Source organism: Paenibacillus sp. PSB04 (assembly GCF_025809195.1).
In the GTDB taxonomy this organism is placed as follows: domain Bacteria; phylum Bacillota; class Bacilli; order Paenibacillales; family Paenibacillaceae; genus Paenibacillus_AQ; species Paenibacillus_AQ favisporus.
Genome location: NZ_CP081301.1, coordinates 7226861 through 7242934 on the forward strand (window position 1 = coordinate 7226861; position 16074 = coordinate 7242934).

A 16074-nucleotide genomic window follows, 5' to 3' on the forward strand; every position below is an offset into this window, starting at 1 on the left:
TGGGACAACAAAAAGACCCCTGATTTGCGGTCGATTTACCGCCAAGGGGTCAGTGTAAAGGACCCAGCAGCTTCTGTCGAAGCGCTGGATGAAGCGCGAGCCTTCAATGAGATGATGAACTTTTAAAATCTGATCTTGATCTGGAACAGTCCCGCTTTCCGGACCGCCGAATAAATAATGACCACCAGCGGGCCGATAAATACGCCGATCACGCCGACGAGCTTGAAGCCGATATACATGCTCACCAGAGCCGACAGGGCTCCGATGCCGACCGAATCGCCGATGATCTTAGGCTCGACCACCCGGCGGGCAATCGTAATGACCCCAAACAGCAGCATCAGCCCAAAGCCGGTATAAGAGTCGCCCACGATAAACAAGTATACCGCCCAGGGAATCAGCACCGAGCCGACCCCCAGAATCGGCAAAATATCGACGACCATGATCAGCAGGGCGATCGCCAGCGGGTAATGAATGTCGAGGATGAGCAGCCCCGTTAGCGTCAATACATAGGTAAAAGCGCTCAGGATCATCTGGGCCTGAATAAAGCCGAAGATGGACCGTTTTAGGCTGTGCAGCACCTCGTTGATCTGGTCTTGGGTCTCCTCCTCGAACAGGGATAGAATCCCTGCCTTGATCGTCTCCAGTCCAAAGCTGAACAGATAGACAGCTACAAAGAAAACCACCAAAAACACGAACGTGCCCGGGATGCCCTTGGCAAAAGATAAAAAGGTTGACGACAACGAGTTGATGAGCGACTCGGCGTATGACGTCAGATTGGTCAGCATTTCCCTCAGGCTCTCGGCCAGCTCCGGCTGAAACCGGTCAAACAGCCCTCTCGCCTGGATCAGCGTCGTCTGCACAAAATCGTCGGCCGACGCAAAGTATGCCGGCGCATTCTTCCAGTATTCCAGCAGCTGGGCGAAAACCTGAAAACCCAGCATGTACACCAAAAGAAGAATCATGAGCATAAACAACGTACATGTAAGCGAAGCGGCAGCGACACGGTTCCATTTCAGCCTCCCGATCAGCATCCGGTTGATCGGCTCCAGCGAAACGGCCACGAGCGCAGCCAGTACAAAAGGGGCGCCTGCCGTAAACAGCAAATACAGCAGGAGCAGTCCCACACCGACGAACACCAGCTGTTTGCCAGTCATGCTTCACTCCTTAATCCCCGTTATCCGTCCCTTCCTGTTCCTCCTCGTCGATGACTTCCGTATCGGCAACGCGGTGAATGTTAACCCGGGTAATCCGGAGCTTGGTCGATTCCTCGACCTCAAACACGAAATTGCTCACCTGGACCTTTTTGCCTTTTACCGGATTGCCTTCCAGCTCCTTGAACAGCCAGCCGCCGATCGAATCAACCTCATCATCCTCAATGATGACGCCGGTCAGATCGTTGACATCCTCGATCAGCATCCGCCCGTCAACCGAGATGACATCCTCCTGGATTTCGACATCGGGACGCTCGTCCTCAAATTCGTCATAGAGCTCCCCGACGATTTCTTCGAGGATCTCTTCGGCCGTCAGCATGCCGGCCGTGCCGCCGTATTCGTCGACCACCAGCGTCAGCTGGGCATGCTTCTTCTGCATAAGGCGCAGCACATGGCTGATTTCCATCGACTCCGGCACGTTCAGAATCGGACGGACCAGCGAGGTCAGCTCCTTCTGATGCTCGGCGTCGGCCAGGAGAAAATCGGTAATATGCACAAATCCGATAATCTGGTCCTTGTCCTCCACGGCGACAGGATAACGGGAATGCTTCGTATCACTGATGATCTGCAGGTTCTCTTCCAGCGTATTCGTCGTGTACAGGCAGTCCATATCCGTCCGTGGGAGCATAATTTCGCGCGCCAGCAGGTCGGAGAACTCGAAGATGTTGTCCATCAGCTTCATCTCGTCCTTATCGATGACCCCGCTTTTGGCGCTCTGATTCATTAATATGCGGATCTCCTCTTCAGAATGCGCAGCTTCTGCTTCGCTGGCCGGATGAACGCCGAACAAGCGCAGCAATCCGTTGGCGGAAGCGTTGAGCAGCCAAATGAAAGGAAAAAATATTTTATAAAAGGCCATCAGCGGTGCGGACAGCAGCAGTGCGGCCCCTTCCGTCTTCTGAATGGCAAGCGACTTGGGGGCCAGTTCCCCAAGCACGATATGTAAGAAAGTAATGACACAGAACCCGAGCACCACGGATACGGTGGCGATGAGCGTTCTGTCGGTAACGCCCATTTTATACATCAAAGGCTCTACCAGTAGTTCCGAAATGGCCGGCTCCCCGATCCAGCCGAGACCGAGGGATGCCAGCGTAATGCCGAATTGGGTAGCGGACAAATAAGCGTCCAGTTTGTTGTTCACCCGGAGCGCATAGCCGGCCAGCCGGTTGCCTTCGCTGACCAGCTGCGTCAGCCGGGACTGCCTCATTTTTACAAGCGAAAATTCGGCGGCCACAAACACGCCGTTAAAAAATACCAGCAGCAGAACAAAAAAGAGGTTTAAAAGCAGTTTGCCTATTTCTAACTCCCCGTCCAATGACAACGCCCCATTTCTATAATAAGTTCGCTTTTTTCACGGTAAAATCGGTATCTTTATAATACATGTCCTTCACGAGCAGATTCGGTCCGCAGCAGCCCACAGCGTCGCAGTGGCAGTTCACCGTCTTGTTCAGCGGATGCCCGGTCTGCCACGCATTAAAGATGTCGTCGAGGCGGCCGGTTTGAATATTGCCGAACGCCGGAATATCGGAAAAGTCGGTGACGTAGACGTCGCCCGAGAACAAATTGACGTTGACGCGGTTGCGGCCGTCAGGATCGTTGCGCACGGTGACGTTCGGCGCATCCGCAAGCCTGCGGATCAGCTTCAGATCCTCGTGAATATCGCTGCACGCGAAGAACGGGAGCGTTCCGAACAGCATCCACATTTGCGGATCGCGAACATCCAGCAAGCTGTGGATCGCCTTGCGCGTCTCATCCAAAGAAAGCATCGGAAGCTCCGTGGCAAAATTGGAGGCATACATCGGATGCACTTCATGGCGGCGGCAGCCCATTTCCCCTATTAGTTTGTGAATTCCTGCAAGCTTTGTATGCGTCCGGTAATTAATCATGGACTCCGCCGAAATGAACATGCCCGCTTCGCTCAGCTTCAGGGCGTTCTCCATCATTTTGTCATACATGCGGTAGGCGGTTTCCTTCGGAACCGGATGGTTGCTGTTGGCGAAGCCCACCTCATGGAAATCGTCTCCGTTCAAATAGTTGAACGAAATATGCATCACGTCAAGGTACGGCAGCATCGCCTCATATCTGCTGATATCCAGCGTCAAATTGGAGTTAATCTGCGTGCGGACTCCCCGGTCCTGAGCATATTTGAGCAGAGGGACGATGACCTCTTTCACCGTCTTCTCCCGGAAGGAGGGCTCGCCTCCGGTCAGGCTGATCGTCTGCAGATGCTCGACCTCGTCCAGACGCCGCAGCATCAAATCCAGCGGAAGAAATTCTGCCTCTTTCATAACGAGCATATCGCCGACCGCACAGTGCTCGCAGCGCATATTGCACAAATGCGTTACCGTCATTTCGACACTGGTCAGCACATGCCGGCCATATGTACGAAGGGATTCAATCGGATCCCATGGATCATTGCTCGGAGATAAGGGGGCAAGTGCTCCCCGGGTATTTACAGTATTCATTATTTACTCACCTTATTTCTTTATTTAACCCAAAACACGGTTTTTGTGTAACCTTTATTTTCCAGACCCAGCGCAGTCCGGTTGTCTCAGGATGAATATGTCATTCCTTCTATCATACCATGAAGAGCGAAAAATCTCTCTGTCTGAATAGGTATGCCGGGACAAGAAGAAAAAAGACCCCTAAACCGGCGGCTCCTGCGGGCAGCAGGGGAATCGAATTTCCACCGCATCCATTACCGCCCGATACCGCTCGTTTTATGGGTCTTCCGGTCATGACACATCCTAATTCCTGCTCTCGCTAATCCCCGAGAACGCCGTCAATAATAACGGAGAGCGACTGGGACAGATCCACCTCGTAAGGTGCCAGCAGCGGCACCCCTTCCGGATCCTGCAAGATGCGGACCACGGGACGATGGGGCATATGGGCGTGAATTTTCGACACCACTCCCGTCTCCCCGGTACTGAGCTTGACCGACAAGCCAGGTGGATAGATCGCCACTTTATCCCGGAATAGCTCCAGCTTCTTTTGGTCGTACAAGGTACCTGCCCCGCCGTACAGCACTTCAGCAGCCTGATGCGGAAGCATCGCAGGCCGGTACACCCTGTGCGAGGTCATCGCATCGTAGGAGTCGGCGAGCGCCACCCACTGGGCATATTCGTGAATATCATCACCCTTGATGCCGCGCGGATAACCTGATCCATTAATCCGTTCATGATGCTGAAAGGCGCAGTGCGCGGCCAGGAGCGGAATATTCGGCTCGTCCTTCAGGATTTTAAAGCCGATTTGGGCATGCGCCTGCATGAGACGGAATTCCTCATCATCCAGCTTTTGCGGCTTGAACAGCACTTTTTGGGGAATTTGGGTTTTTCCGATGTCATGCAGCAGCGAACCCAGCCCCAGCACCATCAGCTGGTCCTGCGTATAACCGCTCGCAATCCCCAGCACAAGTGAATATACGCACACATTTAAGGAATGCTTATATAAGTAATGATCTGCGGTGTTCATGTCCATCAGCATGATCATGCAGTCCTCTTGGGAACTGACATCTTCAAGGATGGACTCCATCACCTTGGAGAACTGCTTTCCGAGATGGTGATACCCTCCAGTAATCGGGGAGGCTTCAGATAACCGCTGAAAATTGACGCGAATCTTCTGAAGAGCCTGACGCCTCGTTTCCTCCCGGAGCATTTCGGGAATATCGATGCCTTCCGTCAGATGATCTTCCACATAAATATAACCGATGTCCAGCTTTTGCAGGCGGCTGATCAGCAAGGAGGTGAGCTCCACGCCTTCCGCGAGAAGCACAACACCTTCGTCGCTGTATATCTTTTTGCCGATTTTCATTCCCTGCTGCAGCATCGGAACGGGTACCAAACGCAACACGATCCACTCCTGCCTAAAATCACGGCCGCCCGGTTATTGCTTCCCAGGTCCGTTTACCTAGTTTCCCCATGCCATCCTATGTAGCCCATTCACGCTATGCGGAATTAGTCCATCACATTACGGTTCTTGAATCAGCGCATAACGAACAGCCAGAACACGGCGGCAAGCACAAACCGGTAAATGGCGAAATGGGTCAGACGAATTTTTTGAATCAATTTCATAAAAGCAAGCACAACGACATAGGCCACCACAAAAGCTACGATAAATCCGATAACGAACATGCCGATCGTATCCTTGGTCATATACTTGTACGAATCCAGCATTTCATAGCCGGAAGCGGCGCACATGATCGGAATCGCGATCAGAAACGAGAAATCGGCCGACGCCTTGTAGCTTGCCCCGCTCAGCATCCCTCCGGAAATCGTGGATCCCGAACGCGAAAATCCCGGCCATACGACAGATAAAATTTGATAAAGCCCGATCAACAGCACCTGCTTGTACGACAGGTCATCCATCGTTTCGGCGGTGATTCTGGCTTTGGACTTGTTAAACCACTCGGCAAAAATCATGAAGATCCCGCCTACGATCAGCGCCCAGATTACGGTATTTGCGCTGAACAGGCTCTTGATAAAGTCCCTGGCAAAAAAGGCCACGATGAGTGCAGGGGCTATCCCGATGATAACATGCAGCAGATTCAGCTTCTTGCCGGACCGCAGGCTTCCGGATTCGGGCATGGTCCGTTTGATGCCCAGCAGATCCAGAATCCGTCTCCAATAGACGAGGGCGATCGCCAGAATGGCCCCCAGCTGAATGACGATTTCAAAGGTTTTCATAATGGGGTCCTGCTCATCATAGCCCAAGAGCTTGGACGTCAATATCATGTGCCCCGTTGAAGAGACCGGAATAAATTCCGTAACCCCCTCCACAATCCCCAAGATTATTGCAGTAATGGTATCCATTTCTTCCTCCTCTGGTCCTTCTTAAACAACCTCGATCCAACGGTGCTTGCCGCAGGTATCCAGACTTCCGGGACGCTGGAGCTCAAGTCTCAGCAGGTCCCGCAAAAACTCGGGAAGCAAGTATTTCGGATCTTCCCCCCGAGAAATCTGCTCGTATCCCGTCCCGAATGTAAACATGTCCAACGTTCCAACAGTGTACATCCGGTCGTCCCGCAGCGGCTCCCCCTGAAGCGAAATTTGAACAATCCTATCATAAGGGATGCGGCTTGGATCGTACAAGACTTCAATTCCGTCCACCGCGATATTGCCGAGAACATTGCCGCGGAACCCGAATCCCCGGATTTCCTTGCTCCAATATTCCGGCAGGAGGCTCTCCTCCAGGCTTCGCCGGATATGCTCCCCTTTGAGGCTGATCACGCAGGGATTAATCGGAGATGGGCAGAGCTCGTGAAGGAGTCCCGCCGTAATTTCCCCTTCCGGCAGATCGCCCAGCAGCTGCCCCGTGTTGACGAGCGACAGCTCCGCGCCGGTAAACTGGCGGACCGACTGCGCCAGCAAATTGCCGAACGGCGATTCTCCCGTATGCGTCAGGGGCAGCGGCCGGTCCGTAACCGCCACAGGCTCTTTCAGGGCTTCTTCGGCCCGCTCGCGATGAATTCCAAGGGCGCGGGACACCGTTTCATCTAAAAGGTTGGTATCAATTGGCTGGCATCCTCCCTCGATGACACGGAAACGGCCGTCATCCTGTTGAGTCATGACGACCTTACCGACGTATTGACCGTACTTTCCCGCTGCGCACAGCACCGTATCACCAATCCGCAGCGGCTCTTCCAGCAGATGGTGGGTATGCCCGCCGAGAATCAGATCGATACCCGGAATCCGTTCTGCCATCAGCCGGTCGGTAGACAGCCCGAGGTGGGATAAAACGATCACGATATCGGCCTCCGGACGCAGCGCCTCCACCTGCTCCTGCAACGCTTGCAGCGGCTCCAGGGCATCCCAGCCGAGCAGTTTGTAGAAGTCGGCGAACGGAGCCGTAGCTCCCGTCAGCCCGATCCGGATTCCGTCCTTGTCCAGAATGACGCGTTTCTTCATCCATGCGGGCGGCGCCGAGCTGAGCTGCTCATGGATGTTGCAGCAAATAACCGGGGACTGCAGGCCCGCATAAAGGCGTTCCAGCACGTCCGGGGTAAATGTCAGCCCCTCATTGTTCCCGATCGTTACCGCCTCATATCCCGTTAAATTCAATATGTCGATGTTCGTCTGGCCCATCGTCCCCTCGGTTTCGACGGCCGTCCGGTCCATATGATCTCCTATATCCACCAGTAAAAGAGGACTCTCCGCCGCCTGAGCGCGTTCGGCGGCAGCCAGGGCTGCAATGGAACTAACCGTTTCAAAGTGGCTGTGTATATCATTCGTATGCAGGATTGTAATCGATTTTGCCTGGTTCTGCAGCATCATTGGGTAACCTCCCCTTTCACTGTTCTCGCCTTGTTAGGCCCAAATGCTCCTAGGGATAAGCATAACATTTTCAAGGTGGATATGGTATATTGAAGACATGAACTACCACGCCCGAGGAGAGAAAGAAATGCAGCTTGATATTCGATTGTTTGCCGGTCTTGCAGAACGGCTCCAAACCTCTGTTTTACCTTTGTCCGTCGAAGGGGAATCCATCACAGCCGACGGCTTGAAACAAAAGCTGACCGAATTATACCCGGAGGCTGCCGCGCAGATCTCCGTTTCTTTTGTTGCCGTTAATCAGAATTATGCGCCGGGTGACGCGCTTATTACGGAAGGTGACGAAGTCGCCCTGATTCCGCCCGTATCGGGCGGAGACGGAAGTAGCTCAGTACAGGAAGCATCAGCAGACGGCTTATACTGTATTACCGATCAGCCGCTGTCCGTTGATGAAGTGACGTCCAAGGTGCTGGACGACAACCATGGCGCCACGCTGTCTTTTGTCGGGACAACCCGGGAAATGACGGGTGAGCAGCGCACCGTTCACTTGGAATACGATGCGTATATCCCGATGGCACTGGCGCAGCTTGAATTGATCGGCCGTGAAATCGCCGAACGTTGGCCGGGCACGCGCTGTGCGATTTCGCACCGGATCGGTACAGTCGACGTGAAAGAGATCAGCGTCATCATCGCGGTATCGACCGGGCACCGGGAGGCTTGTTATGAAGCGAGCCGGTATGCGATTGAGAAGCTCAAACAGTCCGTGCCCATTTGGAAGAAGGAAATTTGGGAGGACGGGTCGGAATGGAAGGGACATCAAAAGGGGCCGTGGGACCCGACGCTCCCTCCTTCCGTCTAAGAAGAGTTCGTTGATAATCCATATTTTTCTTGCTAATATAGATTTCAAAACAATAGGTTCCAATCTGAACAATGAGGTGACGATCAGTTTTGAGAGTTCATGTCACGGAATTACGGCCCGGTGATCGGCTTCAAGCCGATACGTTTAACGATATCGGGCTTCATGTGCTCCACAAAGGGAAGGAACTGAAGCTTGAAGAGATCAGCAAGCTGATTCAGCATGGCATCGCTTATGTGGAGGTTGACCCCTCCCGGCCGGATGAGCCGACCGCTTCATCACCGTTCCTTTCCGGTCAACCTGCTTCCAAGGTGGAAGAACAGGTTGGACAAGCGGTGGAAGGGTTTGAGTCGCTGTATCTGGAAGCCCTTTCGACAGGCCGGATCAACACGACCGTCGTCAATGACATTATGGAGCCGCTGGTGGACCGGCTCAGCACCCATACCGACGTGGTCTCCCTCCTCTTGTCCATCAATCCGGAAGACGAATATACATACCAACATTCCGTTCAGGTCGGCATTCTTTCCTACTACATATCTACCTGGCTCGGGTATGCTCCCGAGGAGGCCTACGCAGCCGGAAAAGCGGGTTTTTTGCATGACATCGGCAAATGCCTCGTCCCCGCCGAGCTGCTGTACAAACCCGGCAAGCTTACGCCGGAAGAATTTGAAGAAATGAAGCGTCATACCGTCTACGGTTACGATATCATCCGAAGCTCCACCAACGATGAAATTCCCGCGCTGGTCGCGCTGCAGCATCATGAACGTGACGACGGGAGCGGGTATCCCCACCAGTGCGGCGAACTTGAAGTCCATCCTTTTTCGCGGATTACCGCGGTGGCCGACGTGTTTAGTGCGATGACAACGAACCGTGTGTATCAGACGAAGCAGGAACTGCTGACCGTGCTCCGCGAGCTGTACAGCCTCAGCTTCGGTAAGCTGAGCCCCCGGGCAACCCAGGCATTTATCAGCCATATGCTCCCGAACTTTATCGGCAAACGGGTCACCCTGACTTCCGGGGAAACCGGCACCATTATCATGACCAATCCGGCGGATTTCTTCCGTCCGCTTGTGAAGACCAAGGACCGGTTCATTGATCTGTCCTCTGACCGGAATATTGCCATCGATCAAATTTATATGTAACCCGTTCAATGCAAAAGAAGCCCTCGGTTGAGGGCTTCTTTTTAATGATGGCCAGAAAAAACCGTCTATCGACGTACTTTCATAGAAGACAGGCCGCTTTTATCCGAAGCTTTTCTTGCGATATAAAGGATGCCGAGTCTCCGAAGTTTATACTCTCTTATTCTAATAAAAAAGCGTGTCCCGCGAAGCCGCCGTAACGGCTGCACAGAACACGCTTTGTCTGCTTACTATTAACCGATGGAGCCTTCCATCTCGAACTTGATTAGGCGGTTCATTTCGACCGCGTATTCCATTGGGAGCTCCTTCGTGAACGGCTCAATGAAGCCCATAACGATCATTTGCGTCGCCTCTGCTTCGGTGAGACCACGGCTCATCAAGTAGAAGAGCTGATCTTCCGATACCTTGGATACCGTCGCTTCGTGCTCCAGAACGATGTTGTCGTTCTTGATCTCGTTGTACGGAATCGTATCCGAAGTGGACTCGTTATCCAGGATCAGCGTATCGCACTTGATGTTGGCTTTCGCGCCTTCCGCGTTGCGGCCGAAGGAAGCGAGACCACGGTAGGTGACCTTGCCGCCGTGCTTACTGATCGACTTCGATACGATCGTGGACGTCGTATCCGGAGCCAAGTGAATCATCTTAGCGCCTGCATCCTGATGCTGGCCTTTGCCTGCAACCGCAATGGACAGCACCATGCCTTTCGCGCCGCGTCCTTTCAGCAGCACTGCCGGATATTTCATCGTCAGCTTGGAGCCGATGTTGCCGTCTACCCATTCCATCGTGGCGTTCTCTTCAGCTACCGCCCGTTTGGTAACAAGGTTGTAGATGTTCGGCGCCCAGTTTTGGATCGTCGTATAACGCACGCGTGCGTTTTTCTTACAGATGATCTCAACGACCGCACTGTGCAGCGAGTTCGTGCTGTAGATTGGAGCGGTACAGCCTTCGACATAATGCACGAAGCTGTCTTCGTCCGCAATGATCAGCGTACGTTCGAATTGGCCCATGTTCTCGGAATTAATCCGGAAGTAAGCCTGCAGCGGGATTTCACATTTAACGCCTTTTGGAACGTAAATGAAGCTTCCGCCGGACCATACCGCACTGTTCAGCGCAGCAAATTTGTTATCGGTAGGAGGAACGACAGTCGCAAAGTGCTCTCTGAAAATTTCAGGATGCTCTTTCAGCGCTGTGTCGGTATCCATGAAGATAACCCCTTGGTCTTCCAGGTCTTTCTGCATGTTGTGATACACAACTTCGGATTCATACTGGGCGGATACACCGGCCAGGAATTTCTGCTCGGCTTCCGGAATACCCAGCTTGTCAAAGGTTTCTTTGATCTCAGCCGGTACTTCTTCCCACGTCTTTCCTTGCTTCTCGGAAGGTCTTACGTAGTACTGGATATCGTTGAAGTCCAGTTCATCCAGGTCGCCGCCCCAGCGAGGCATTGGCATTTTCTCGAACTGCTCCAATGATTTCAGACGGAATTCAAGCATCCATTCCGGCTCGTTTTTGATTTTGGAAATTTCGGTAACAATCTCACGGGTAAGTCCTTTACCGGTTTGGAATACCGCTTTATGTTCGTCGCGGAATCCGTATTTATACTCTTCTATTTCAGGCGCTTTTTTGGCCATGAGTATTCAGCCTCCCTATCGTTAGTGGTTAATGCGTTCCTCGTCAATACCTTTCCGCAGTGCATTCCAAGCGAGCGTTGCGCATTTAATGCGGGCCGGGAACTTGTTAACTCCGGACAGGGCTTCGATATCTTCGTAATCGTCAAAATGAACGTCCTCACCCTGCATCAGCGACGAAAAGCGTGAAGCCATTTCCTTCGCTTCCTCAAGCGTCTTGCCTTTGACCGCTTCGGTCATCATCGAGGCGGAGGACATGCTGATGGAGCAGCCCTCGCCTGTGTATCTGGCATCTTTGACAATGCCGTTATCGACAATAAGCTGAAGCGAAATTTTGTCGCCGCAGGTCGGGTTGTTCAGATCCACCGTCACGGCTTCATTTTCAAATTTGCCCCGATTGCGGGGGTTTTTATAATGATCCATTATGACACGCCGGTACAAGTCGTCAAGTTCCATCATCCAAAATACTCCTTTGTCTGGATTAAGGCGCTGATCAGACGATCTACATCTTGTTCGGTATTGTATAGATAAAAGCTTGCACGGGCGGTGGCACTGGCCTCAAGCCAACGCATGAGCGGCTGGCAGCAGTGATGGCCTGCGCGGATCGCAACCCCGCTGGCATCCAGAACCGTAGCCACATCATGCGGATGCACATCTCCCAAATTGAAGGTGACCAAGCCCACTTTACGTACACGCGGACCATAAAGCTTCAGGCCTTCAATTTCCGATAACCGCTCGATCGCATACTTCGCGAGCTTCTGCTCATGCTCCTCGATTTGATCCATGCCGATTTCCTCGAGAAAATCGATGGCTGCAGCAAGCCCAACCGCTCCGGCGATAATCGGGGTGCCCCCTTCAAACTTCCAGGGCAGCTCCTTCCAGGAAGAATCGTATAGTCCGACATCGTCAATCATTTCACCGCCGAATTCCACCGGTTCCATGGATTCGAGCAGCGCCTTTTTGCCGTACAGTACACCGATGCCGGTAGGACCGCACATCTTATGGCCGGAGAAGGCGTAGAAGTCGCAATCCAGATCCTGAACATCGATCTTCATGTGAGGCGTGCTTTGGGCGCCGTCCACGACCATATACGCGCCATGGCGGTGCGCCAGCTCGGCAACTTCCTTCACCGGGTTAACCACGCCCATGACGTTGGACACATAGCCCATCGCGATGATCTTGGTTTTCTCGGTGACGACTTTCTCGACTTCGGCCAAGGTGACTGAACCGTCTTCTTGTAGTTTAACATATTTCAACGTGGCGCCGGTGGCTTTTGCCACCTGCTGCCAAGGAATTAGATTACTGTGGTGTTCCAGCGGGGTCAGGACGATTTCATCGCCTTCCTGGCAAATCGAGCGCCCGAACGATGAAGCCACCAGATTCAGGGCTGTCGTCGTTCCACGCGTAAAAATAATTTCCTTCGTGCTCTTGGCGTTAATGAACTTAGCTACCTTCTCGCGCGCGCCTTCATAAGCATCCGTTGCACGGCTTCCAAGCGTATGCACCCCGCGGTGCACGTTGGCGTTGTCATGCTCGTAATAGCGTTTGACAGCCTCGATCACAGCGAGCGGTTTCTGGGAAGTCGCCGCATTATCAAGATATACCAGCGGGTGGCCGTTTATTTCCTGATTCAGGATGGGAAACTGCTCGAGAATGTCGCGGTTCATTGTCCCAACTTCCCTTCGATGACCGATTGAAGCTGCGTACGCAGGCCTTCAAGCGGAATCTGAGATACGACCGGTGCCAGGAATCCATAGATGATCAGGGATTCCGCAACTTCGCGGGAAATCCCGCGGGACATCAGGTAGTAAATTTGTTCAGGGTTGACCTGGCCGACGGATGCAGCATGACCTGCCTTAACATCGTCCTCGTCGATCAGCAGGATCGGGTTGGCGTCACCGCGTGCTTTCGGACTCAGCATCAGCACTTTCTCCGTTTGCTGTCCGTCGGATTTGGTCGCGCCCTTCTCGATCTTGGTGATGCCGTTGATGATGGCCAGTGCTTCTTCACGCATAACCGCACGGGTAATCATTTGGCTCTCGGAGCTCTTGCCGAAGTGGTTCGCACGAGTCGTGTAGTTCAGCTTCTGCGAACCGGAGCCGACGGCGATGATCTTGGAATCGGACGTCGATCCGTTTCCTTTCAGAATCGAGTAAGTATCGCTGGCGGTATCGCCGCTGTTCATTTCGCCGACAATCCATTCCATGGACGCGTCGTTCTCGATCACGGCACGGCGGTAGCTGATGTCCGTCACGTTCGTGCCCATTTGATGAATTGTCGCAAACCGGACTTTCGCTCCCGATTTGGCGAATACCTCAACGGCGCCGTTATGAGTGACCGGTTTACCGGATGTACCGGATACATAGTTATCTACATAGGTTACAGAACTGTTCGTATCGGCAATGACCAGAATATGAGGAGCAAAGGTCGCTTCCTCGTCGTCTGTCAGCAGAACGGCCTGCAGCGGTACGGATACCTCCACATTTTTTGGAACATACAGGAACACCCCGCCGTTCCACAATGCGGCATGCAGTGCGGCTACGGAGCTCTCATCCGCTGTAACAGCCGTATGAAGGTGAGCCTTAACGAGATCCTCGTGGTCCTTCACGGCCGTCGCCAGATCGGTGAAAATGACGCCTTGAGCAGCCAGCTCAGGAGACAGCTTCGTATACACAGTTCCGGAATTGCGCTGGATAATCAGGTTGCCCGCTTCCTGGTCCTTGATCAGTTCCCGAATCGATTCAGGAGCTTCAGCCAGCGATGCAATCGGGCTTACCGATTTGAAGCTTCCGTAATTTTGAATATCCCAGCGTTCGATTCTCGTTTTTTCGAGTTTCGGCAGCTCGAGGGTTGCCGCGAGTTCCAATGCTTTCAGACGATTTTCCGTGAGCCAGGCCGGCTCGTTGCTGCCCTTCGACAGCGCGCTCAGGCCTTCAGCGTTAACCGGAAGAATGGTTTGTGTTGTCATCTTCGTTCTCCTCCTTCCGTTATCTTTACGCTTCTTGACCTACAGTTTCGTCTTCGATACCGAGTTCTTCCTTCACCCAATCGTAACCTTCTGCTTCCAGGCGCTCCGCCAGTTCAGGACCACCGGATTTCACGATGCGGCCCTGCATCATAACATGTACAAAATCAGGCTTCACGTAGTTAAGCAGGCGCTGATAGTGGGTAATAATCAAGAAACCGCGGTCGTCGCTGCGCATCGCGTTTACACCGCTGGCAACAATTTTCAAAGCGTCGATATCCAGACCGGAGTCGATTTCGTCCAGGATGACAATGCTAGGTTCGATCATCATCATTTGCAAAATTTCGTTCCGCTTCTTCTCACCGCCGGAGAAACCTTCGTTCAAATAACGATGGGCAAACTCAGGGTTCATATCCAGTTCTTTCATCTTCGCTTCCATTTGACGGATGAAACGAATCAGCGAAATTTCATTGCCTTCTTCACGGCGTGCATTGATGGCACTGCGAAGGAAGTCGGAATTGGTCACGCCCGTAATTTCGCTCGGGTACTGCATAGCAAGGAACAGGCCGGCGCGCGCACGCTCGTCAACGCCCATTTCCAGAACGTCTTCGCCGTTCAGGGTTACGCTGCCGTCCGTTACTTCATATTTAGGATGTCCCATCAAAGCGGAAGCAAGTGTACTTTTACCGGTACCGTTAGGTCCCATGATGGCGTGGATTTCTCCGCCCTTCATTTCCAGGTTGATGCCTTTCAGGATTTCCTTGCCCTCGATTGTCGCTTTAAGTCCTTCAATGGTGAAATTAGTAGCCATATTCGTTTTTCCCTCCGTTAAATGTTTTGCCGAAATCAGAAAGTCTATTTCAACAGGGACGCGCTCCCCGATTTCAATCAATCATTATTATCAATTTGTAATGAGTCTAAATTGATTCTCAATGATTATCACAATTTTATAATAAATGGCGAATCATATCAACCGCCCGTCGGAGTAAACCTGGTGTTTCATTACAGAAACAGGCTTCGCCGCGGTTGCAGCCAAGCCTGTTTCCTTACAATATCAAATTTTTCCATGGATGCTGTTCATGACGAACGGATTTCGCGGAAGTTCTGCAGCATCCGGCAACGGAGCCATCGTTCTCATCACCGGCTGGCGTTTCGTGAACATTCTACGATATGTTATGGATTGCATTCCCACATCCAAGGAACAGCAGCATGGAGGATCCTGACAACCGCGCAGACGCTCGGAATCATTATCGGGAACAGCCGCCAGAGACCGGATCCCATTTCTCAATTTCCCGTACGTCCGATTCATGTCTGATTCATCAAAAAGGCAACGCGGTCTTATACGTTATGCCGTCAAAGGTTGATCCGGGACACAAAAAGTGCGCTGGCGGCCAGCGCACTTCCGGGCTTTCGCGAAAGAAGCATCCCTTATCCCAGGTAAGAACGGAGCATCCACATATGCTTTTCGAGATCGCTCTTGATCTTGATAAACATGTCGGCCGTCGGATGGTCGCCGGCTTCCTCCGCCAGGCTGATTCCTTCGCTCATTTCCTCGGCAACGGTGGCAAAGTCCTCGATCAGGGTCTGCACCATTTTGCGCTGGTCTTCATTGCCGGAAGCTTCCTGAATGGTTGCGATGTCCAGGTACTCCTTCATCGTCGCAGCAGGGCTTCCTTTAATCGTAAGCAGCCGTTCAGCCACTTCGTCCATTTTCAGCGTAATATCGTCGTACAGTTCTTCAAATTTTACGTGGAGGGTAAAGAAATGCTCACCCTTTACATACCAATGGTAGTTATGGATTTTGACATACAGGACGTTCAGGTTCGCAACTTGTTGGTTTAGGATTTGCTCCAAAGTGGATGTTTTCGATTTGGATGACGTTTTTGCCATGAATATCCCTTCCTTTTTTAAGTATATGGCCTTCCCTCTCCAATGCCGCATACAACGGCAGCTTCGGGGTCCGGCTGGAGTTTTCGTATAAGTATGGGGAGGCTCTTCCGAGAGTAATC

14 protein-coding genes are annotated in these 16074 nt (G+C 52.6%); 2 read left to right on the forward strand and 12 right to left on the reverse strand.

What is annotated here, in order from left to right:
• Positions 1–122: 122 nt before the first annotated feature.
• The 6 genes from ytvI to K2F33_RS33220 all read right to left on the reverse strand — a co-directional run bounded on the left by ytvI (position 123) and on the right by K2F33_RS33220 (position 7477).
• On the reverse strand, positions 123–1154 hold the full coding sequence (ytvI, locus tag K2F33_RS33195) for a sporulation integral membrane protein YtvI (RefSeq protein WP_076170488.1): 1032 nt from the start codon (positions 1152–1154) through the stop codon (positions 123–125).
• Positions 1155–1164: 10 nt separating this feature from the next.
• A complete protein-coding gene (locus K2F33_RS33200) occupies positions 1165–2526 on the reverse strand; it encodes a hemolysin family protein (RefSeq protein ID WP_076170489.1) in 1362 nt (453 codons plus the stop codon).
• Positions 2527–2542: 16 nt separating this feature from the next.
• A complete protein-coding gene (yfkAB, locus tag K2F33_RS33205) occupies positions 2543–3676 on the reverse strand; it encodes a radical SAM/CxCxxxxC motif protein YfkAB (protein WP_263880666.1) in 1134 nt (377 codons plus the stop codon).
• A 298-nt stretch (positions 3677–3974) separates the two neighbouring features.
• Entirely contained in the window at positions 3975–5057 is a 1083-nt protein-coding gene (locus K2F33_RS33210; protein ID WP_263882496.1) for an HD-GYP domain-containing protein, read from the reverse strand.
• A gap of 134 nt (positions 5058–5191) precedes the next feature.
• Complete coding sequence (locus K2F33_RS33215) at positions 5192–6019, reverse strand: undecaprenyl-diphosphate phosphatase (RefSeq protein WP_076170492.1); 828 nt, start codon at positions 6017–6019, stop codon at positions 5192–5194.
• Positions 6020–6040: 21 nt separating this feature from the next.
• Positions 6041–7477: a bifunctional metallophosphatase/5'-nucleotidase gene (locus K2F33_RS33220; protein WP_412974029.1), complete on the reverse strand. Its 1437-nt coding sequence runs from the start codon at positions 7475–7477 to the stop codon at positions 6041–6043.
• 130 nt (positions 7478–7607) lie between these two features.
• On the opposite strand from K2F33_RS33220, the gene moaD reads away from it, so the two are divergent.
• Together moaD and K2F33_RS33230 are read left to right on the forward strand one after the other, a co-directional pair.
• Complete coding sequence (gene moaD / locus K2F33_RS33225) at positions 7608–8336, forward strand: molybdopterin converting factor subunit 1 (protein WP_076170494.1); 729 nt, start codon at positions 7608–7610, stop codon at positions 8334–8336.
• A gap of 89 nt (positions 8337–8425) precedes the next feature.
• Positions 8426–9475 carry an HD-GYP domain-containing protein gene (locus K2F33_RS33230; RefSeq protein ID WP_076170495.1) on the forward strand — a complete coding sequence of 350 codons (1050 nt, stop codon included), beginning with the start codon at positions 8426–8428 and terminating at the stop codon, positions 9473–9475.
• A gap of 230 nt (positions 9476–9705) precedes the next feature.
• On the opposite strand, the gene sufB is transcribed toward K2F33_RS33230, so the two are convergent.
• From sufB to K2F33_RS33260, 6 genes are all read right to left on the reverse strand, one after another.
• Positions 9706–11103: a Fe-S cluster assembly protein SufB gene (gene sufB, locus K2F33_RS33235; protein WP_076170496.1), complete on the reverse strand. Its 1398-nt coding sequence runs from the start codon at positions 11101–11103 to the stop codon at positions 9706–9708.
• 21 nt (positions 11104–11124) lie between these two features.
• The gene (gene sufU, locus K2F33_RS33240) at positions 11125–11556 is read right to left on the reverse strand and encodes a Fe-S cluster assembly sulfur transfer protein SufU (protein WP_076170810.1); all 432 of its coding nucleotides are present in this window, start codon (positions 11554–11556) and stop codon (positions 11125–11127) included.
• Positions 11556–12767 carry a cysteine desulfurase gene (locus K2F33_RS33245; RefSeq protein ID WP_076170497.1) on the reverse strand — a complete coding sequence of 404 codons (1212 nt, stop codon included), beginning with the start codon at positions 12765–12767 and terminating at the stop codon, positions 11556–11558. The genes sufU and K2F33_RS33245 overlap by 1 nt, the downstream gene beginning before the upstream one ends.
• On the reverse strand, positions 12764–14068 hold the full coding sequence (gene sufD / locus K2F33_RS33250; RefSeq protein WP_263880668.1) for a Fe-S cluster assembly protein SufD: 1305 nt from the start codon (positions 14066–14068) through the stop codon (positions 12764–12766). The genes K2F33_RS33245 and sufD overlap by 4 nt, the downstream gene beginning before the upstream one ends.
• A gap of 25 nt (positions 14069–14093) precedes the next feature.
• Positions 14094–14876 (reverse strand): Fe-S cluster assembly ATPase SufC, encoded by a 783-nt coding sequence (sufC, locus tag K2F33_RS33255; RefSeq protein WP_076170499.1) that lies wholly within the window; start codon positions 14874–14876, stop codon positions 14094–14096.
• Between the two features lie 617 nt (positions 14877–15493).
• Positions 15494–15955, reverse strand: coding sequence for a Dps family protein (locus K2F33_RS33260; protein WP_076170500.1), 462 nt, complete (start codon positions 15953–15955; stop codon positions 15494–15496).
• Positions 15956–16074 lie beyond the last annotated feature (119 nt).

Bases quoted from the DNA above. Each gene is read 5' to 3' on its own strand.
- ytvI (WP_076170488.1), bottom strand. From the start codon at position 1,154: ATGACTGGCAAACAGCTGGTGTTCGTCGGTGTGGGACTGCTCCTGCTG.
- yfkAB (WP_263880666.1), bottom strand. From the start codon at position 3,676: ATGAATACTGTAAATACCCGGGGAGCACTTGCCCCCTTATCTCCGAGC.
- K2F33_RS33215 (WP_076170492.1), bottom strand. From the start codon at position 6,019: ATGGATACCATTACTGCAATAATCTTGGGGATTGTGGAGGGGGTTACG.
- K2F33_RS33220 (WP_412974029.1), bottom strand. From the start codon at position 7,477: ATGCTGCAGAACCAGGCAAAATCGATTACAATCCTGCATACGAATGAT.
- moaD (WP_076170494.1), top strand. From the start codon at position 7,608: ATGCAGCTTGATATTCGATTGTTTGCCGGTCTTGCAGAACGGCTCCAA.
- sufB (WP_076170496.1), bottom strand. From the start codon at position 11,103: ATGGCCAAAAAAGCGCCTGAAATAGAAGAGTATAAATACGGATTCCGC.
- sufU (WP_076170810.1), bottom strand. From the start codon at position 11,556: ATGGAACTTGACGACTTGTACCGGCGTGTCATAATGGATCATTATAAA.
- K2F33_RS33245 (WP_076170497.1), bottom strand. From the start codon at position 12,767: ATGAACCGCGACATTCTCGAGCAGTTTCCCATCCTGAATCAGGAAATA.
- sufD (WP_263880668.1), bottom strand. From the start codon at position 14,068: ATGACAACACAAACCATTCTTCCGGTTAACGCTGAAGGCCTGAGCGCG.
- sufC (WP_076170499.1), bottom strand. From the start codon at position 14,876: ATGGCTACTAATTTCACCATTGAAGGACTTAAAGCGACAATCGAGGGC.
- K2F33_RS33260 (WP_076170500.1), bottom strand. From the start codon at position 15,955: ATGGCAAAAACGTCATCCAAATCGAAAACATCCACTTTGGAGCAAATC.